Source organism: Pseudomonas sp. AU12215 (assembly GCF_001675465.2).
Taxonomy (GTDB): Bacteria; Pseudomonadota; Gammaproteobacteria; order Pseudomonadales; family Pseudomonadaceae; genus Pseudomonas; species Pseudomonas nitroreducens.
The window spans coordinates 168,424-187,668 of record NZ_MACM02000009.1 but is presented as its reverse complement, the minus strand read 5'-3'; the positions used below and the strand labels follow the sequence as shown (position 1 = coordinate 187,668).

Here is a 19,245-nt window from a genome sequence, read left to right as displayed (position 1 = left end):
TGATCTACGGGCAGTTGATCATCATGGTGGTGTACCTGCCGATCTTCGCCCTCACCGGCGTCGAGGGGAAAATGTTCCACCCGATGGCCTTCACCGTGGTGCTGGCGTTGCTGGGCGCAATGATCCTCTCGGTGACCTTCGTGCCGGCGGCCATCGCGCTGTTCATCAGCGGCAAGGTGAAGGAAGAGGAAAACCTGCTCATGCGTGGCGCGCGCCGCGCCTATGAACCGGTGCTGGACTGGGTGATGGCGCGGCGCGCGCTGGTGTTCGCCTGCGCCGCGGTGCTGGTGCTGCTCTCCGGCCTGCTGGCCAGCCGCATGGGCAGCGAGTTCGTGCCCAGCCTGGGCGAGGGCGACTTCGCCCTGCAATCGCTGCGCACGCCGGGCACCAGCTTGTCGCAATCGGTGGCCATGCAGGAGGCCCTGGAGCGTCAGGTGCTGGTTCAGGTGCCGGAGGTGCAACGCATGTTCAGCCGCACCGGCACCGCGGAGATCGCCTCGGACCCGATGCCGCCGAATATCTCCGACGCCTACGTGATGTTGAAACCCAAGGAGCAGTGGCCCGATCCGAAGAAGAGCCGCGCGCAGCTGGAAGCGGAAATCCAGGAAGCCGCCAATGGCGTGCCGGGCAGCGCCTATGAGCTGTCGCAACCGATCCAGCTGCGCTTCAACGAGCTGATTTCCGGGGTGCGCAGCGACGTGGCGGTGAAGGTCTTCGGCGACGACATGGCGGTCCTGAACCAGACCGCCGAGCAGATTGCCGGCGTGCTGCGCCAGGTGCAGGGCTCGTCCGAGGTGAAGGTCGAGCAGACCAGCGGCCTGCCGGTGCTCACCGTGAACATCGACCGCCAGCGTGCCGCGCGTTACGGGCTGAATGTCGGCGACATCCAGGACAACGTTTCCGTGGCCATCGGTGGCCGCGAGGCGGGCACGCTGTTCGAGGGCGACCGCCGCTTCGACCTGATCGTGCGCCTGCCGGAAAGCCTGCGCAGCGACATCGACGCCCTGTCGCGCATGCTCATCCCGGTGCCGGCCCCGGCCAATGCCACGGATTCGCGCATCGGCTTCATTACCCTGGGCGAAGTGGCACGCCTGGAACTGGTGCAGGGGCCGAACCAGGTCAGCCGCGAGAACGGCAAGCGCCTGGTGGTCGTGAGCGCCAACGTGCGCGGGCGGGATATCGGTTCGTTCGTCGCCGAGGCGAGCGGCAACATCGAGCGGCAGGTGAAGCTGCAGGCCGGCTACTGGACGACCTGGGGCGGCCAGTTCGAGCAGTTGCAGTCGGCGGCGCAGCGTTTGCAGATCGTGGTGCCGGTGGCGCTGTTGCTGGTGTTCACGTTGCTGCTGATGATGTTCAACAACGTCCGTGACGGGCTGGTGGTTTTCACCGGGATTCCCTTTGCCCTCACCGGTGGCGTGGTCGCGCTGTGGCTGCGGGATATCCCGCTGTCGATCTCGGCAGGCGTCGGTTTCATCGCGCTGTCCGGCGTGGCGGTACTCAATGGCCTGGTGATGATCTCCTTCATCCGCAGCCTGCGGGAGGAGGGGCGTGGCCTCGACGCGGCGATCCGCGAGGGCGCATTGACCCGCTTGCGCCCTGTGCTGATGACCGCGCTGGTGGCCTCGCTGGGCTTCGTGCCCATGGCCCTGGCCACCGGCACGGGTGCGGAAGTGCAGCGGCCGCTGGCGACCGTGGTGATCGGCGGCATCCTCTCGTCGACCACGCTGACGCTGCTGGTGCTGCCGGCGTTGTATCGGTGGATGCATCGGCGGGATGAGGATGCCCGGGTGCAGCGGGAGGGAACTGGCCTCGGCCGCTAGCGAGCCGGGCAGATGTACGGTCGGGAAATGCTCTGAACTATCCCGGCCGGGATGTTTCCATCGATGGAGCGTCCGCCACTCCGACGCTCTGTCCGGCACAGGGGTGGCAGCGGCTCTGGCCGCCTGCCTGTGCCCCGAGCCACCAGCGTACAGGGGCAGTACTGTCCCGGGAGATGCAGCGTGAAAGAGGAAATTGTACCCGAGCCGCGGCCGGGGCCGATCGCCGAGCACGACAAGCCGGGCGAAAGACCGCCCAGGACACCGGTGCGCAAGGACGAGCCTGATCCTGCGCGTCCAGGCCCCGTGATCGAAGAGCCCCATGAGAAAAACGACCGCCCGGAGGACGATTCGAAAGATCGGCGGTAACCGTGGTGGATGCCTGGTGTGGGGCCCTGGAAATGCCCGCCCCAGGCATCGCACGGATCGATCCCCCTGTGTCGCCCCGCCAGCGCTCGGAGGTCATTTGCAGCGCTGCCGCTCGCTCCTGGCCGTAGCAGTCGGAGACGTGCTCTCTGTCGGTTGTCCGCCCGTGCACCCGGCTGCCGAGGCGACTGACAGTCTTCCCGCCTATTCATCGCTCCAAAGGGAACGACGAACTCCGCGCAGCGATTCCGGCCCATTTCTGGGGGATTGCCTCTATTGACCTCAGGCTAGGTTGAGGTTTTAGAGTCCGGCCCGAACCTTTGCGCAGTGGCGAATTCGCCCCTGCGCATAAGCACACTGGACAGGCAGGCGCCGGGGAGACGTTCGATGAACATCATGATTGTGGGCGCGAGCCGGGGGCTGGGCCGCGCGCTGGCCGAGGGCCTGGGACGGGCGGGCGATAGCGTGGTGGGCGTATCGCGCAGGCGGCCGGATGCATTGGCGGCCGTTGAAGGCGTCCAGCTCCAGTGGATCGAAGCCGACCTGTCGGTCGCCGGAGAGGCCGCGTCAGCCATCGAAGCGCAGGCGCCTGCCGAGCTGGATGTATTGATCTGCAATGTCGGCATCTGGGAGGAGGAGGCCTTCAGCGAAGGCTATTGCTTCCTCAGCGATTCCGACGAGTCCATCGGCAGGCTGGTCGACGTGAACATCACCGCCACGCTGTTCCTGCTCAGGCGCCTGGTTACCAGGCTGCTGGACTCGTCACGGCCGCAACTGATCCTGACCGGGTCGACATCCGGCTTGCGCCAGAGCGGACGTCCCGAGGTGGCGTTCGGAGCTTCGAAGTTTGCTCTCAATGGTATGGCCGATGCGCTGCGCGAGGGCTTCAGGGACAGCAGGCTGGCGGTGAGCGTGCTCCAGCTGGGTTACCTGAACACCGAGGATCCGCTGACCACGCCCCTGGCGGATGCCGCTCGCCGAGGAGGAGGCCATCAGGTTCCAGTGCATGATGTGGTGCGAATGGTCGATGCGTTGTTGCAGCTTTCGGGAGTTTCGTTCGTCCGCGAGCTGGTCCTGCCGGCGATTCGGGACGAGCGCTTCTGACATCGAACCTTCCAGGCTCCACGAAAAAAAGGCGCCCTTGCGGGCGCCGAGGGTTCCTCTTCCTCCAAAGGGGCACGTGGAGCGCCAGGAAGTGGAGCAGTCTTGCGGGGGAAATTATCACCAGAAGCCTTGGGGGGCGGTGATGCCTTCCGTTATACCCAGGGGCGCCTAACGGCAGGCTGATGCGCAGCTGACAATTCCGTCATCCGCCTGCCAGGCGCCGGCCTTACAGCACGGCCAGCGGGTATTCGATGATCAGCCGCACTTCGTCCAGGTCCGATTCGAAGGCGGTGGCGCGAGTCGTCGCCTGGCGCACGCGCAGCGACAGGTCCTTGAGCTGGCCTTCCTGGAATACGTACTTGGCCTCGATGTCGCGCTCCCAGCGCTTCTGGTCGGTCAGCGGGTCGCCGTTGTCGTCGCGGCGCATGTACACGGCGTTGGCATTGGAGTAGTCGGCGTCGGTACCGCGGGCGTAGCGGGTCATGAAGCTCAGGCCGGGCACGCCGTAGGTGGCCATGTCGAGGTCGTAGCGGACCATCCAGGAGCGCTCCTTCGGCGAGTTGAAGTCGCTGTACTGGATGGAGTTGTCGAGGTAGATCGAGTCGGCCTGGCGCAGGTAGTCGAAGTCGTTGTTGCCGTTGTTGCGCTGGTGGCTGACGGCGATGCGGTGCGCGCCGAAATGCACGCCGGCGCTGGCGCTCCAGATGTTGGTGTTGAACTCGCCGAGCAGCTCGCGCCCCTCGTCCTGCGACTTGTAGTAGTTGAACCCGCCGAACAGCTCCACTGCCTCGCTGAGCGGGAAGTTCAACGCAGTGCCGAAGTAGTACTGGTTCCAGGCGTCCTTCAGGCGGCTGCTGTAGAGGCTGACGCTGGCATTGTCATTGATCGCGTAGTCACCGCCGCCGTAGGCAAGCCAGGACGAATCCACCGGGCCGGCGTAGAAAGTGGCGAAGCCGTCGTCCATCTGCCGTGACTGCGGCTGGCTCATGGAGTGCAGGCGGCCACCCTGCAGGGTCAGGCCTTCCAGGCTGGTGTTCTGCAGGGTGAAGCCGCGGAAGGACTCGGGCAGCAGGCGCGAGTCGCCGTAGTGCACCACGGGTGTCTCCGGGAACACGTCGCCGACCTTCAGCACCGTGTCCCACAGGCGCACTTTGGCCGCGCCGCCGGCCTTGGAGTAGTCGCTTTCGGTGCGGCCGTCGTTGTCGGTGGGCAATACGTCCACCGAACTGCCCGCGCCGTTGCGGCCATCGCCGGTATCGAGCTGGAAGCCGAGCATGGCGAAGGCGTCCACCCCGACGCCGAGCGTGCCCTGGGTGAAGCCGGATTCGAACCTGCCGATGATCCCGTGGGCCCAGACTTCCGAGTAGCCGTTGCCGCGCGGCGGTACGGACTGGCCATGGCGGGCGTCGCGGTTGAAGTAGAGGTTGCGGTTGAGGATTTCCAGGCTGGCGCCTTCGATGAAGCCTTCGGGCTTCTCTTCGGTTGTCGCTTCGGCGAAGACGGTCGGCGATGCGATGCCCAGTGCCAGCAGCGAAGCCGCCAGCGGGAATTTGTGTCGGTATTTTCGAGGCGTGCGATACATGAATGTGCTCCTAAGGGCAGGATGGTCGGTTACCGCCTGCTGTTGTTGTTTTCGCCCAGGCGTGGCGAGGGCCACGGGCATCGTGTAGGAGCGTGGATAACGAGCCGGTGAGCGGCGGATGACAAATCTGTCAGGCAGCGGCGGGGCAGCGCTGGCAGGCAAACCGATGTCGGAACCAGGCAATCGTTCCCGGCGGTCGATGCCTAGGGTGGCGAACCCTCACCGAAACGATCTGGAGCCGACATGTCCGATTTCATTACCGTGCTGCGCGACACCTGCCCGACGCCCGTGCTGGATGCCACCAAGTGGCAGCGCATCGGCGGCGACCCGCACACCGTCAACCTCAATGCCTACCTGTCGGCGGACGGCAGCAAGATCATGGGCACCTGGATCTGCACCCCCGGCAAGTTCCAGGTGAACTACGAGAAGTGGGAGTACTGCCATTTCCTCGACGGCTACTGCGTCATCACCCCCGAGGGCGAGCAGCCGATCCATCTGCGCGCCGGCGATGTATTCGTTATCGAGCCGGGCATGAAGGGCACCTGGGAAGTGGTGGAGACGGTGCGCAAGTACTTCGTCTTCGCCTGACCAGGCGGGTATGAAAAAGGGAGCCGACAGGCTCCCTTTCTGCGTTCCGGGCGGCTCACTGCGGGCCGTCGCTGACCGACCAGCTGGCCGCCGATACATAGGGCGCCAGTGCCAGTTCGCCGACCAAGGCTTCCAGCAGGCTGTCCTTGTCGCTGGGGGCCAATACCAGCGCGGCCACCTCCACTTCGCCGCCGGTCTTGCGCGCGTGGCTCTCCAGGCTTTGCAGGGCCAGGCCGTTGGCACTCAGGCGGCGCAGCAGGGTGGAGCGCACCAGCGCTTCCTGGTGGGCCTCGGTGACGGCCTCGACCGTGTAGTAGCGCTCACTGCTCGGTTCTATCGGCGCGTGACGCTGGATCCAGCGTGTCACCGAGGGCAGCGTCAGGTTGCACAGCACGATCAGCAATGTGGCGACCAGCGCTGCCGCGAGGAAGCCGCTGCCGGCCAGCACGCCTACCGCCCCGGTGCACCAGACCGTCGCCGCGGTGCTCAGGCCGCGCACGCTGAGGCCGTCGCGCATGATCACGCCAGCACCGAGGAAGCCGATGCCGGTGACCACCTGCGCCGACATGCGCACTACCTGGTCCTCCGCGCCCATGAGGAAGGGCAGGGTGGCGAAGGTAGCGGCGCCGAGGGAGACCAGCCCGTGGGTGGCGACCCCGGTGAAACGCTGGCGCCACTGGCGCTCCATGCCGATCAGCGCGCCGAAGCAGAGCGCTGCGAAGAGGTCGAGGATGATGTCGAAGTACATGCCGTGGTGCTCCGCGCCGGCCTTGCGCCGGCGCCCGTGGGAGGGCGCGTGCCCCGCTATGGTTGAAGATGCGGCCAGTCTAGCGGGCCGCGCAGTGTTGCAGGCGGATGTTGCACAGGGGAGCGCAGCCTGCAGGAGCGAGCAGGCTGCGCTCCCACAAATTCTGCCTGGCGTGGGGCAAGGCAGGTTTGGGTGTTCCCGCGAGGAATAGGTACAGTGGCGTCCCTTTCACCGGACGAGAGTTGGCAAGATGGTCACCTGTTACCTTCGCTACGTGCTGGACCCCTACAAGCTCAAGGAATTCGAACACTACGGCCGACTGTGGATCCCGCTGGTGGAACGCTTCGGCGGCCAGCACCACGGCTACTTCCTGCCCTCCGAGGGGGCGAACGACATTGCCCTGGCGATGTTCACCTTCCCCAGCCTGGCCGACTACGAGCGCTACCGGCAGCGGTCCATGGACGACTCCGAGTGCCAGGCCGCGTTCCGCTACGCCGAGGAAACCCGCTGCATCCTCAGCTATGAGCGGAGTTTCTTCCGACCGGTGTTCGGCGACTGATCAGCGCTGCGCCGTCGCTTCCCCATTCCAGCCACCGCCGAGGGCTCGGAACAGGTCCACCAGCGCAATCTGCCGCTGGGTGCTGGTCTCGATGTAGGCCGACTCGTTGACGAAGTTGCTGCGCTGCGCGTCGAGGTAGCGCAGGTGGCTGTCCACGCCGCCTTCGTAGCGCGCCTTGGCCAGCTTCAGCGTCTCGTTGGTGGTGTTGGCCAGCGCGCGGCGCGCCGCTTCCTCGCGGCGCAGGGTGTCGGTCGCCGCGAGCGCGTCGGCGACTTCGCGGAACGCCGTCTGGATGGTGCCTTCGTAGGCGGCCACGGCGGAGTCCTTGCGCACCTTGGCCAGGTCGAGGTTGGCGCTGTTGCGGCCGGCATCGAAGATCGGCAGCGACAGCGTCGGCACGAAGCTCCACGACCGCGAGCCGCCGTCGAACAACCCGGACATTTCCGCACTGGACGTGCCGAAGCTGCCGGTCAGGCTGATGCGCGGGAAGAACGCCGCGCGGGCCGCGCCGATGTCGGCGTTGCGCGCCTTGAGCACGTGCTCCGCGGCGAGGATGTCCGGGCGCCGCTCGATCAGTTCCGAGGGGGTGCCGGGGGCGATGTCCTGGATCAGCATGGGCTTGTCCTGGGGCAGCTGCGGGATGCGCTTGGCCGCATCGGCGGTACCGAGCAGCAGCACCAGGGCATTGAGCGCCTGCTGCTTCTGCCGGGCATTGCTTTCCAGCTCGGCGCGGGACTGCTCGACCAGCCCCAGCGCCTCCTGGTAGTCCAGCGCGGTGGCCGCACCCGCCGAGCGCCGCTGGCTGATCAGGCCGAGGGAATCCTCGCGGCTGGCCAGGGTCTGCTCGGTGAGCTGCAGGCGGCGTTGCGCACCGTCATAGGTGAGATAGGCCTGGCTGACCTCGGCGATCAGTGCGATGCGCGCGCTGCGGGCGGCCGCCTCGGTGGAGAGGTATTGCTCCAGCGCGGCGTCGGTCAGGCTCTTCACCCGGCCGAACAGGTCCAGCTCGTACTCGGGCAGCGCGAGGCCGACCTGATAGCTGCTGCTCACCGCCGAGCTGCCGGTGTTGGACAGATCACCCGGCAGCCGCTGGCGATTGCCGTTGGCCGCGGCGTTCAGCCCCGGCACGCGGTCGGCGCGCTGGATGCGGTATTGCGCGCGGGCCTGTTCGATGTCCAGCAGAGTCTGGCGCAGCGAGCGGTTGTTGTCCAGGGCGACGCCCACCAGATTGCGCAGCTCGCTGTCGACGATGAAGGTTTGCCAGTCGAGGTTGCTGGCGGCCTGGCCGGTCTTCGCGGCGGGGCTGTTCCAGCTCGACGCCACCGGTGCTTCGGGGCGTTCGTAGGTGGGCGCCATCGAGCAGCCGGCCAGGCTCAGCGCCAGCAGCATGATGCAGGCGGGTTTCTGCAGGGCGGTCATTGCGCGACCTCCGACGGTTGTTGCGCAGGTTTGGGTTGGCGACGCAGCAGCGACAGCAGCCAGACGAGGCAGATGGGTACGAAGATCACCCCCAGCAGCGTGGCGCTGAGCATTCCGCCGATCACCCCGGTGCCGATGGCGCGCTGGCTGGCGGCGCCGGCTCCGCTGGCGAGCACCAGCGGCACCACGCCGAGGATGAAGGCCATGGAGGTCATGATGATCGGGCGGAAGCGCAGGCGCGCGGCCTGGATGGCGGCGTCGCGCAGGCTGTGGCCCTGTTCCCAGAGCTCCTTGGCGAACTCGACGATGAGGATCGCGTTCTTCGCCGCGAGGCCGATAACAGTGATCAGGCCGACCTTGAAGTACACGTCGTTGGGCAACCCGGTGACCGTCACCGCCAATACCGCGCCGAGGGCGCCGATGGGCACGATGAGCATCACCGACAGCGGGATCGCCCAGCTCTCGTAGAGCGCCACCAGCAGCAGGAACACGACGAGGATGGCGAGGGCGAACAGCTGGCTGGCCTGGCCGCTGGCGACCTTCTCCTGATAGGACAGGCCGGTCCACTCGTAGCCGATGCCGGCCGGCAGCTCGGAGGCCAGGCGTTGCATCTCGGCCATGGCTTCGCCGGTACTCACCCCCGGTGCGGCGTCGCCGGCGATACGGATCGACGGGTAACCGTTGTAGCGCGCCAGCTGCACCGGGCCTTCTTCCCAGCGGGTGCTGACGAAGGCGGACAGCGGCACCAGCTCGCCGCTGGTATTGGGCACATAGAGCTTGAGCACGGCTTCCGGGGTCATCCGGTTACCCTGTTCGGCCTGCACCACCACGCGTTGCTGGCGGCCGGCGTTGGCGAAGTCGTTGATCACCGAGGAGCCGAAGGCGGTGGACAGCGCACTGCTGATGGACTCGAAGCTGACGCCCAGGGTGCGTGCCTTCTCGCGGTCGATTTCGACGCGCAGCTGGGGTGCCTCGGCGAGGCCTTCCATCATCGCGTAGAGGATCTTCGGGTTGCCGTTGGCCTGTCCGAGCAACTGGTCGCGGGCCGCCAGCAGTGCCTCGCGGCCGAGGCCGGCGCGGTCCTGCAGGCGCAGCGAGAAGCCACCGGAGTTGCCCAGGCCGTCGATCGGCGGCGGCGTCACGGCCATGATCGCGCCGTCGCTGATACCGGCGAAGCGCTCGTTCACCGCGGCGGTTTCCGCTTCGGCGGACTGCGACTTGTCGCGCACGGACCAGTCCTTCAGGGTCGGGAAGGCCAGCGCGGCGTTCTCGCCCATGCCGGAGAAGCTGAAGCCCATCACCAGGAAGGACGAGGCCACGGCCTCACGCGAAGCGAGGAACTTCTCCAGCTCCTGGCCGGTGACGTCGGCCCGCGCGCGGGTGGCGCCCGGCGGCAGCTGGATGTCGACGATCATGTAGCCCTGGTCTTCCACCGGCACGAAGGATTCCGGCAGGCGCAGGTAGCTGTAGCCGAGCAGGGCGAGGATGCCGGCGTAGATCAGCATGTAGCGCCCGGCGCGTTTCACCAGCGCACTGTTGAGCCGCGTGTAGCGCTCGGTCAGGCGCGTGAAGCCACGGTTGAAGGCGCCGAAGAAGCCGCGCTTCTCATGATGGCCCGCCGGGATCGGCTTGAGCAGCGTGGCGCACAGCGCCGGGGTGAAGGTCAGGGCGAGGAAGCCGGAGAACAGGATCGACACCGCCAGCGACAGGGAGAACTGCTGGTAGATGACGCCCACCGAGCCGCCCATGAAGGCCAGTGGCAGGAACACCGCCGAGAGCACCAGGGTGATGCCGATGATCGCACCGGAGACCTGGCTCATCGCCTTGACCGTGGCCTTCGCCGGGGACAGGCCTTCCTCGGCCATGATCCGCTCGACGTTCTCCACCACGACGATGGCGTCGTCCACCAGGATGCCGATGGCCAGCACCATGCCGAACATGGTCATCATGTTCACCGAGAAGCCCAGCAGGTACATCATCGTCAGCGTGCCCAGCAGGCACACCGGCACGACGATGGCCGGGATCAGCGTATAGCGCACGTTCTGCAGGAACAGGAACATCACCAGGAACACCAGCACCATGGCTTCGAGCAGGGTGTGGATGACCTTCTCGATGGCCACGTCGACGAAGCGCGAGGTGTCGTAGGGCACCGAGTACTCGACGTCGTCGGGGAAGTTCGCCGACAGCTCGGTCAGGCGCTCCTTCACCAGGGCAGCGGTCTGCAGGGCGTTGGCGCCGGGGGAGAGCTGGATCGCGCCGGCCACGGTGGGCTTGCCGTCCAGGCGAGCGGTGAAGTTGTAGCTTTCGCTGCCGACTTCCAGGCGCGCCACGTCGGCCAGCTTCACGCTGGAGCCGTCCGGATTGGCGCGCAGGACGATGCGGCCAAACTCCGCCGGGTCGTCCAGGGTGCCTTTCACGGCGAGGGTGGCGGTCAGCTCCTGCTTGGTGCTGCCGGGGGAGGCGCCGAAGCTGCCGGCCGGTACCTGCACGTTCTGCCCGCGAATGGCGTTGCCCACGTCATCGATGGACAGGCCGTAGCCGACCAGCTTCTGCGGGTCGATCCACACGCGCATGGCGGCTTCGGAGGAGAAGAACTGCAGCTTGCCGACGCCCTGGACGCGACGCAGCTCGTTGTTGATGTTGCGCGCGGCGTAGTCGCCCAGGGCGGTGGTATCGGTGCGCTGCGAGCCTTCCTTGTAATTCAGCGCGTAGATCAGCAGGAAGCCGGCGCTGGTCTGCTCGACCTCCAGCCCCTGCGTGAGCACGGCCTGGGGCATGCGTGCCTCGGCCTTCTTCAGGCGGTTCTGCACGTCCACCTGGGCCAGCTCGGGATTAGTGCCGGGCTGGAAGGTGACCACCACTTCGGCCATGCCGTTGGAGTTGCTGGTGGATTCGAAGTAGAGCAGGCCCTTGGCGCCGTTGAGCTCCTCCTCGATCACGCTGGTGACCGAGTCCACCAGCACCTGCGCCGAGGCGCCGGGGTAGGTGGCGGTGACGGTGATCTGCGGCGGCGCCACGCTGGGGTATTGCGCTACCGGCAGTAGCGGAATCGCCAGCAGGCCGGCCAGGGAAATGAACAGCGCCACCACCCACGCGAAGTTGGGGCGCTTGATGAAGAACAGTGACATGGGGAATTCCTCGGCGCTGCCCTACTGGCGCGACGCCTGCTGTTGCTCAGGGGCGTGACGGGCCTCGACCTTGGCGCCGGGCTGCAGGCCGGTCAGGCCGCCGACTATCACCTGGTCGCCGCTGGCCAGGCCCTGGCTGATCTGCCAGCGCGCGCCCTGCATGGCGCCGGTCTGTACCGGGCGCGTCTCGACACGGTTCTCGGCGCCGATCACCAGCACGTGGGCGGTACCATCGGTGGCGCGCTGCACGGCGCGCTGCGGCACGAGAATGGCCTTGGCGTCGGTACCCTGGGGGGCAGTGACGCGCACGTACATGCCGGGCAGCAGCAGGCCGTCGGCGTTGTCGAACTTGCCGCGCAGCGAAACCTGGCCGGTGCCGCGGTCCACCGAGATATCGGTGAACAGCAGCTCGCCCTGGCGCTCGTACGGGGTGCCTTCCACGCGCAGGCTCAGCGCCTGGCTCTGGCCGGCGGGGAGGTTGCCGCTCTTCAGCGCTTCACGCAGGCGCAGGGCATCGGCCACCGGCTGGGTGAAGTCGGCATAGATCGGGTCGAGTTGCTGGATGCGCGCCATCAAGGTGGCGTCACCCTGGCCGACCAGCGCGCCTTCGGTCACCAGCGCGCGGCCGATACGCCCGGAGATCGGCGCCTTGACCGAGGCATAGCCCAGGTTCAAACGCGCGGTTTCCAGGTCGGCCTGGGCCGAGCGCACGGACGCCTGGGCACTGCGCAGGTCGGCGGTGGCGGTGTCGAAGTCCTGCCGGCTGACCGCTTCGATCTTCACCAACGGCTCGTAGCGCTTCACCCGCGCCTGGGCTTCCTGCTGCGCGGCCTGGGCTCGCGCCAGTTCGCCTTCGGCGCGGGACACTGCGGCCTTGAGTGGCGCCGGGTCGATCTGGAACAGCAGGTCACCGGCCTTGACGTCGGCGCCTTCCTCGAAGCGCTTCTGCACCACGATGCCCGCCACCCGCGCCCGCACTTCGGCGACGCGCATCGGCTCGATGCGCCCCGGCAATTCCGCCGTCAGGGTGAGGGCTTCGGGCGCGACTGCTACCACATCCACTGGCCTTGCCGTCTCGGCGGCCGCCTGAGGTTCGCCGGATTGTCCGCAACCCGCCAGCGCCAGCGCTGCCACCAACGCACTGATTGTCCCTACTGCACGCAACCTGCCCATGATTCACCCGGGTCTGTCTATCTGGAAGGTGCGTATGATCCTTTTAAACTCAAAATGAGTCAATAATGTCTCATTTGCTTCTGTGGTGTATAAAATGTGTCATGACCTTTCAAAAGAGAGGCCTTTTTCTGCACAATGAGACGATCCGCCACCTGACAAGAGGCCCCGAATGACTCTCTCCGCCCACGATGAACGTCTGCTCAAGGCGCTGGCTGTTGCCATCGTCGACCGCCCCAGGGCGACGCTGAAGGAGCTGGCGGAGTCGGCGGGGGTGAGCAAGGCCACGCTGCATCGCTTCTGCGGCACCCGCGACGGGCTGATGGAAATGCTCGAGGACTATGGGCACGTGGTGATCCGGCAGATTCTCGAAGCTGCCCAGCTGCAGCAGGCCGAACCCCTGGAGGCGCTGCGGCAGTTGATCGCCGAGCACCTCAAACATCGCGATATGCTCAACTTCCTGCTGTTCCAGTACCGCGCGGAAAACCTCGACATGCAGGCGACGACCGAACGCTGGAGCTACTACACGGAGGCGGTGGACGCCTTCTTCCTACGCGGTCAGCAGAGTGGCAGGTTCCGTATCGACATCACTGCGGCGGTGTTCACCGAACTCTTCCTCTCCATGCTCTACGGCATGGTCGACGCCGAGCGCTACGGCCGCGCGGCCAGCTCGAGTTCCGCCCAGGTACTGGAGCAACTGTTCCTCAATGGCGCCTTGGTGAAGCCATGAACTGAGGCCGCACCGCGGCCGGAAGAGCGCTGGAGCGGTGGCCGGGCAGGGCGGTTTTCCGTACCATTGCCGGCCCTTCGAAGTCCCCGTTCCGAGTAGATAAATGAAACCCGCCCGCCTGCGTGCCGATGTCCTGGCCGGACTCACCACGTCCTTCGCGCTGGTGCCCGAGTGCATCGCCTTTGCCCTGGTCGCCCACCTCAACCCGCTGATGGGGCTGTACGGCGCCTTCATCCTCTGCACCCTGACCGCGCTGTTCGGCGGCCGTCCCGGCATGGTCTCCGGCGCTGCGGGCTCGATGGCGGTGGTAATCGTTGCGCTGGTGGTGCAGCACGGCGTGCAGTACCTGCTGGCCACGGTGCTGCTGGGCGGGGTGATCATGATCCTGTTCGGAGCGCTGCGCCTGGGCAAGCTGGTGCGCATGGTGCCGCACCCGGTCATGCTCGGCTTCGTCAACGGCCTGGCCATCGTCATCGCCCTGGCGCAACTGGAGCATTTCAAGGATGGCGAGCATTGGCTGAGCGGTAATCCGCTCTACGTGATGCTGGGCCTGGTGGCGCTGACCATGGCGGTGGTCTATCTGCTGCCGAAGCTGACCCGCGCGGTGCCGCCGGCGCTGGTGGCGATCCTCGGCGTGGGCCTGCTGGTCTACCTGCTTGGCCTGCCGACGCGCACCCTGGGCGACATGGCGCACATCGCCGGCGGCCTGCCGACGTTCGCGCTGCCGGACATCCCCTGGAACCTGGAAACCCTCCGGATCATCGCGCCCTATGCCTTCCTGATGGCCATGGTCGGCATCCTGGAAACGCTGCTGACCCTCAACCTCACCGACGAGATCACCGAGAGCCGCGGCTTCCCGGACCGCGAGTGTGTGGCGCTCGGCGGCGCCAACATCGTTTCCGGGCTGTTCGGCGGCATGGGCGGCTGCGCCATGATCGGCCAGACGGTGATCAACCTCAGCTCCGGTGGCCGTGGCCGGCTCTCCGGCGTGGTTGCCGGGGGGATGATCCTGCTCTTCGTGCTGTTCCTCTCGCCGCTGATCGAGCGGATTCCGCTGGCGGCGCTGGTGGGCGTGATGTTCGTGGTGTCCCAGCAGACCTTCGCCTGGGCCTCGCTGCGGGTACTGAACAAGGTGCCGCTGAGCGATGTGCTGGTGATCATCGCGGTGACCGCGATCACCGTGGCAACGGACCTCGCCATGGCGGTGTTCTGCGGCATCATCCTGGCGGCGCTGGACTTCGCCTGGAAGCATGCCCGCGAGCTGTACGCGGATATCCATGACGAATCGGATGGCAGCAAGCTGTACCGCGTCCACGGCACGCTGTTCTTTGCCTCCACCACGCCCTTCCTCAACCAGTTCGACCCGGCGGGCGACCCGCAGCAGGTCACCCTGGACTGCGCGCACCTGAGCTTCGTCGACTACTCGGCCATCGCGGCGCTGATGACCCTGCGCGAGCGCTACGCCAAAGCCGGCAAGCAATTGCGCGTGGTGCACCTGTCCGAGCGCTGCAAGCAACTGCTCAAGCGGGCGGGTCTGCAGGCCGCCTGAGTGCAAGGGGAACAGGCCCTTCGCTGTGCATGTGCTGTGGGGGGATTGCCGTGGAAGGCAGCTTCGCGCTGAATCGGTGATCCAGGAGGTGTAGGACCGCGCTCGCTGCTGCAAGGAGCGTCAGGCGGATCCGCCGCTGAGCTTTTCCCAGACGTATTCGAGCGTGTCGGCATCCAGCATGAGCTGGCGGGCGGCGCACCGGATGCGTCTTGCCTGCTCGGCGCTGACGCTGCAGCTGCTCAATTCGCAGAGCAACTCGGCGGCGACTTCATTGTTGAAGGCGGTGGTGCGTACGGCGCGCAGCACGTCGCAGTTCAGGTTTCGCATGGGGGCTCCGATAGGTGGTGGGTCAGCGTCGGGGAGCGCTTCACCCGCAGGGGGCTCGGTTCAGCGTTTCACCTCGATGACGAGGATGCCTTCGGAGCTGCGGACTTCGCCATCGAAGGATTTCGGACCTGTGGCGACTGCTTGGGGGGCTGATCAGCTGCTGCACATGAATGTGGCAAGCAGGCGAGCCGCCAGGTACAGGCCGAGCCCGAAGATCAGGTGAGTCAGCAAACTGTGCAGGCGGGCTTTGGCAGGATTGGAACTGTTAGCCGCGGCGATACCCAGGCCGAGTGCCGGCTGCATCAGCAGGAGTGGCATGAGCACCGTCACCAGACCGAACAGCAGGGCGGGCATCAACACAGGTTCACAAATCCAGGGGGTGTCGAGGATGACGAGGGCCAGTGCGAAAAGGATGCCGGTCAGGTAGTGGGTGATCCATCCCAGCGCCCGCTCACCGCGCACGGGGGCCGCCCTGCCGATGGCGGCGTGGCGGAACTGCCCGCGCGGCATGTGGCCGACCCAGCGGCCGACCAGCGCATAGTCCAGCGACGGTATGCCCAGCAGGCGCTTGCGCAGGATGCTCCAGCCGTCCATCAGCAGGGTGGCGCCGATGCCGATGGCGGCGATGTGCAGCAGGGTAAAGAGGGAGTAAGGCATGCGGGGCTCCTTGAGCGAGTCGATGGAGCCCAGCATCCCGGTTCAAGTGGACTTGAGGTCAAGGGCCGGCGGTGGGGCGATTGCCCAGCGAAGATCCGATCACGTAGAACACCCCGCCGCCAATGATGAAGGCGCCGAGCATGACGAACACCCAGTGCGGGGCGAACAGTGCCAGGAACCAGCCCACCAGGATCGGCCCGAAGGCGCCGCCGAGGTTGGCCAGGTTCTGCGTACCGTAGTAGATGCCGCGCAGGTGCGGCGGGGCGATGCGGTCGATGAACATGTACTCGGCGGGGATCACGATGATTTCGCCCAGGGTGAACACCACCATCGCCAGCCCCCAGTGCCAGAGGCTGTGGGAAAGACCAAAGCCGATGATGCCGAGCACGAACAATCCCAGGCCGACGATCAGCCAGCGCTGCAGGTGCTCGTTGCCGATGCGCTTGCCCAGCAGGTACTGCAGGGCGATCACCGTCACCGCGTTCACCCCGAGCAGGGTCTGGATCACCTGGTAGGCGTATTCCGCCGTTCCGGTGGCCACCAGGTACTGGGACAGGTAGGCGGAGAACTGGCCGAACACCACGGCGGTGAGCACGCCGCCGATGGTGAACGACATCAGCCGCTGGTCCTTCGCCAGCACCCCCATCACGGCAATGAAGGACGGCGGCGCCGTCCCTTGCGCCGGGCGCATGCTGCGGTCGCCGTAGCGCAGGAAGGCCAGCAGGAAAAGGCCGCCCAGGGCTGCGGAGACGACGAAGGGAACATGCGTGTGCCACTGCGCCAGTGCCGCGCCGATGAAGGGGCCTATGGCATAGGCGAGGTTGATCAGCGTGTAGCGGACGGAGAAGGCGCGGCCTTGTTCTCCGGCTGGCAGCAGGCGGCCGAAGAGGGTCTTCACCACCACGTCGGTGACCGAGTAGGCGAAGTTGAAGCCCAGCAGGAACAGGAAGAACAGCCACAGCTGGCTGGTCAGCAGCATGCCGGCGAAGGCGGCGACGAAACAGCTGCCGAAGCCGAGGATCAGGCGAAAGCCGGGCATCCGGTCGATCAGGAAGCCGCCATAGAGGCTGAGCAGCGAGCCGCCGAATAATGCGCCACCCATGATCAGGCCGATGCGGTTGACCGGCAGGCCGAACTGGGTGGAGAGATAGATGACCAGGTAGGGCAGGGTGATGGCCCGGCCCATGGTCAGCAGGAAGGTGCCGCCGAGCAGCAGGTTGATCTGTAGCGGGTAACGCTTGAGGGCGACGAGCATTCCATGCCTCGGCTGTCGATAGGGGCGGGTGGGCTCCCGATCCTATCAGCACCAGCTTGGTGCATGGCAAGCGCCGGCGGCTCTGGCGAGCCCCCGGCGTGCCCGCTGGGTCAGCTGCTGCCCTTCTGCCTGGCGCGCAGTGCCTTGACTGTCTCGCCACCCACGCCCCAGCTGTCGGTGGGGATTTCCTGGATCACCACGAAGGTGCTCGCGGCCGGCTTGCGCAGCACGCGTTCCAGCAGTTCGGTGACGCCTTCGATGAGTTGGCGACGTTCATCGGCGGTCACGCCTTCGTCGGTTACCTGGATATTCACATAGGGCATGTTGGTTCTCCGTTGTTGTTCGCGACGGGGCTGCTTACCAGACCCCAGTGGTGGAGCCGCCATCGACGTTGAGCACGGCGCCGCTGACGAAGGTCGAGTCGGTGAGGTAGAGCACCGCTTCGACGATATCCTGCGGATTGCCGATCTGGCCACTGGGCGACAGGCTGCGCAGGAAGGCGTGGGTGCCTTCATCGCTGGCGTGCAGCGGCGTCTCGATGATCCCCGGCGCCACGGCGTTGACCTGCACCCGGGACGCCGCCAGCTCAAGAGCCAGGCCGCGCACCGCGCTGTTCAGGCCACCCTTGATCAATACCGGCAGCAAGGCCGGGACCTTCACGTTGGGCTGCATGGCGATGGACGCGGTGATGGTGACGATGTGCCCGGAACCATTGGCCGACATATGCCGGGCGGCCGCCTGGGAAGGGTAGAAGAAGCCCATCAGGTTGGTGCCGACGATGGCGTTGACCTCTTCCTCAGTGTAATCAATGACGGGTTTGGGGATGAAGATGCCGGCGTTGTTGATCAGGATGTCCACTCGGCCGAAGGCTTCGATAGCCTGGGCGAACAGGCGGCTGGCGGTTTCCGGCCGGGCGATGTCGCCGGCCACAGCGAGGAAGTTGTGCGGGTTGCCCAGCTTCGCCGCGGCTTCCTCCAGGCGCGCCTGGGTGCGGGCGTTGCCGACCACGTTGTAGCCGCGTGCCAGGTAGGCGCGGGCGATAGCGAAGCCGAGGCCGCTGGAGGCGCCGGTGACGATGACGGTCTTGCTCATGGGGGAATCTCCGAGAATGGGGCGGGGCGGAGTGCCCGCGTCTTGGAGGCCAATCTAGGCGGCATTCGCTGCTTGAAAAATGAGGCCCATGGCATTTGAATTGATACTTCATGTAATCAATTGGGCAGGCCATGACTCGCCACTTCGACGATCTGCAACTGGGCAGCATCGAGCTGTTCTGCCTTGCCGCGGAAAGCGGCAGCTTCACTGCCGCCGCCAACGCGGCGGGAATCACCCCGGCGGCGGTCAGCCGCTCGGTGGCGCGACTGGAGGAACGCCTGGGCGCGCGGCTGTTCGTGCGTACCACGCGGCAGATGCGCCTGACCGATGACGGCCGCAACTACTTCGAGCAATGCCGCCAGGCGCTGACCCAACTGGTGGACGCCGAGCGCGCTGTCAGCGGTGGCCAGAGCGTCGTGTCCGGGCGTCTGCGCATCAGCGTGCCCACGCCCTATGCGCACTACCGGCTGTTTCCGTTGCTGCCCGAGTTCCGCCGACGCTTCCCACAGGTGCAGGTGGATGTGCATGTCAGCAACCGCAACATCGACTTCGCCAACGAGGGCTATGACCTGGCCATCCGTGGTCGCGACCCGGCGGATTCCACCCTGGTGGCGCGGCGCCTGGAGGACGCGGAGAACGTGATTGTCGCCACGCCCGAGTACCTGGCGCACGCCGGTACGCCGCAGACACCGGAGGAACTGGTTCATCACGAGTGCATCCAGTTCGAGTTGCCCAGTACCGGGCGGCGCGTGCCCTGGTCGTTCCGGGTCGACGGCAAGCCGGTCGAGATCGAGACGTCCGGCAGTCTCACGGTGCTGGAGGATTACCTGGCTACCGCCAGCCTGGCCAAGTGCGGGGGAGGGCTGATGCAGGCCTACCGCTTCACCGTGGAGGAGGAGTTGAAGCGGGGCGAGCTGGTGGAAGTGCTGAAGGACTACGGCCGGACCACACGGCCATTCCTGCTGATCTACCCCCACGCGCGCCATGTCCCGTCGCGGGTGCGTGCATTCATCGAGTTCATGCTGGAAACGCGCCGCCGGTGAGCGCTGGAGAAACGGACGATGTGGCCGCGCCAGCGGTTGTAATAGTCGTTTGTGCGACGCATTCGCATTTACAAGTAATTTACATCTGCATACACTTTGGCTCCCCGCTGG

18 protein-coding genes are annotated in these 19,245 nt (G+C 66.3%); 8 read left to right on the top strand and 10 right to left on the bottom strand.

Annotated elements, in window-relative coordinates:
- The 3 genes from A9513_RS04225 to A9513_RS04220 all read left to right on the top strand — a co-directional run.
- On the top strand, positions 1-1,820 hold a 1,820-nt coding region (locus A9513_RS04225; protein ID WP_141678332.1), incomplete at its 5' end, for an efflux RND transporter permease subunit.
- 180 nt (positions 1,821-2,000) lie between these two features.
- Positions 2,001-2,186: a hypothetical protein gene (locus A9513_RS35375; RefSeq protein ID WP_128082562.1), complete on the top strand. Its 186-nt coding sequence runs from the start codon at positions 2,001-2,003 to the stop codon at positions 2,184-2,186.
- 384 nt (positions 2,187-2,570) lie between these two features.
- Positions 2,571-3,287 carry an SDR family oxidoreductase gene (locus A9513_RS04220; protein WP_065084069.1) on the top strand — a complete coding sequence of 239 codons (717 nt, stop codon included), beginning with the start codon at positions 2,571-2,573 and terminating at the stop codon, positions 3,285-3,287.
- A gap of 226 nt (positions 3,288-3,513) precedes the next feature.
- Here A9513_RS04220 and A9513_RS04215 read toward each other — a convergent pair whose 3' ends face one another.
- Positions 3,514-4,869 (bottom strand): OprD family porin, encoded by a 1,356-nt coding sequence (locus A9513_RS04215; RefSeq protein WP_065084068.1) that lies wholly within the window; start codon positions 4,867-4,869, stop codon positions 3,514-3,516.
- A gap of 243 nt (positions 4,870-5,112) precedes the next feature.
- Here A9513_RS04215 and A9513_RS04210 point away from each other — a divergent pair, with 243 nt between their 5' ends.
- Positions 5,113-5,457: a cupin domain-containing protein gene (locus A9513_RS04210; protein WP_037014773.1), complete on the top strand. Its 345-nt coding sequence runs from the start codon at positions 5,113-5,115 to the stop codon at positions 5,455-5,457.
- Positions 5,458-5,512: 55 nt separating this feature from the next.
- Here A9513_RS04210 and A9513_RS04205 read toward each other — a convergent pair whose 3' ends face one another.
- A complete protein-coding gene (locus A9513_RS04205; RefSeq protein WP_024765777.1) occupies positions 5,513-6,205 on the bottom strand; it encodes an MgtC/SapB family protein in 693 nt (230 codons plus the stop codon).
- Between the two features lie 250 nt (positions 6,206-6,455).
- Between A9513_RS04205 and A9513_RS04200 the strand changes: the two genes are divergently transcribed.
- Positions 6,456-6,764 carry an NIPSNAP family protein gene (locus tag A9513_RS04200; RefSeq protein ID WP_065084067.1) on the top strand — a complete coding sequence of 103 codons (309 nt, stop codon included), beginning with the start codon at positions 6,456-6,458 and terminating at the stop codon, positions 6,762-6,764.
- On the opposite strand, the gene A9513_RS04195 is transcribed toward A9513_RS04200, so the two are convergent.
- From A9513_RS04195 to A9513_RS04185, 3 genes are read right to left on the bottom strand one after another with little or no spacing between them, the layout of a single operon-like run.
- Positions 6,765-8,174 (bottom strand): efflux transporter outer membrane subunit, encoded by a 1,410-nt coding sequence (locus A9513_RS04195; protein ID WP_141678334.1) that lies wholly within the window; start codon positions 8,172-8,174, stop codon positions 6,765-6,767.
- Positions 8,175-8,179: 5 nt separating this feature from the next.
- Entirely contained in the window at positions 8,180-11,311 is a 3,132-nt protein-coding gene (locus A9513_RS04190; RefSeq protein WP_065084065.1) for an efflux RND transporter permease subunit, read from the bottom strand.
- Between the two features lie 21 nt (positions 11,312-11,332).
- A complete protein-coding gene (locus A9513_RS04185; protein WP_065084064.1) occupies positions 11,333-12,484 on the bottom strand; it encodes a MexC family multidrug efflux RND transporter periplasmic adaptor subunit in 1,152 nt (383 codons plus the stop codon).
- Between the two features lie 169 nt (positions 12,485-12,653).
- Here A9513_RS04185 and A9513_RS04180 point away from each other — a divergent pair, with 169 nt between their 5' ends.
- The gene (locus tag A9513_RS04180) at positions 12,654-13,211 is read left to right on the top strand and encodes a TetR/AcrR family transcriptional regulator (RefSeq protein WP_024765782.1); all 558 of its coding nucleotides are present in this window, start codon (positions 12,654-12,656) and stop codon (positions 13,209-13,211) included.
- A 103-nt stretch (positions 13,212-13,314) separates the two neighbouring features.
- Positions 13,315-14,760, top strand: coding sequence for a SulP family inorganic anion transporter (locus A9513_RS04175; RefSeq protein ID WP_065084063.1), 1,446 nt, complete (start codon positions 13,315-13,317; stop codon positions 14,758-14,760).
- Between the two features lie 120 nt (positions 14,761-14,880).
- Here the strand turns inward: A9513_RS04175 and A9513_RS04170 are convergent, their stop codons facing one another.
- From A9513_RS04170 to A9513_RS04150, 5 genes are all read right to left on the bottom strand, one after another.
- Positions 14,881-15,087, bottom strand: a complete 207-nt coding sequence (locus tag A9513_RS04170) for a hypothetical protein (RefSeq protein WP_065084062.1) — start codon at positions 15,085-15,087, stop codon at positions 14,881-14,883.
- A 153-nt stretch (positions 15,088-15,240) separates the two neighbouring features.
- Positions 15,241-15,744, bottom strand: coding sequence for a DUF2938 domain-containing protein (locus A9513_RS04165; RefSeq protein WP_065084077.1), 504 nt, complete (start codon positions 15,742-15,744; stop codon positions 15,241-15,243).
- Positions 15,745-15,802: 58 nt separating this feature from the next.
- Positions 15,803-16,999, bottom strand: coding sequence for an MFS transporter (locus tag A9513_RS04160; RefSeq protein WP_024765786.1), 1,197 nt, complete (start codon positions 16,997-16,999; stop codon positions 15,803-15,805).
- Between the two features lie 110 nt (positions 17,000-17,109).
- Positions 17,110-17,322, bottom strand: coding sequence for a 4-oxalocrotonate tautomerase family protein (locus tag A9513_RS04155; RefSeq protein ID WP_024765787.1), 213 nt, complete (start codon positions 17,320-17,322; stop codon positions 17,110-17,112).
- A gap of 34 nt (positions 17,323-17,356) precedes the next feature.
- Positions 17,357-18,091, bottom strand: a complete 735-nt coding sequence (locus A9513_RS04150) for an SDR family NAD(P)-dependent oxidoreductase (RefSeq protein ID WP_065084061.1) — start codon at positions 18,089-18,091, stop codon at positions 17,357-17,359.
- A gap of 131 nt (positions 18,092-18,222) precedes the next feature.
- On the opposite strand from A9513_RS04150, the gene A9513_RS04145 reads away from it, so the two are divergent.
- Entirely contained in the window at positions 18,223-19,134 is a 912-nt protein-coding gene (locus A9513_RS04145; RefSeq protein WP_065084060.1) for a LysR family transcriptional regulator, read from the top strand.
- Positions 19,135-19,245 lie beyond the last annotated feature (111 nt).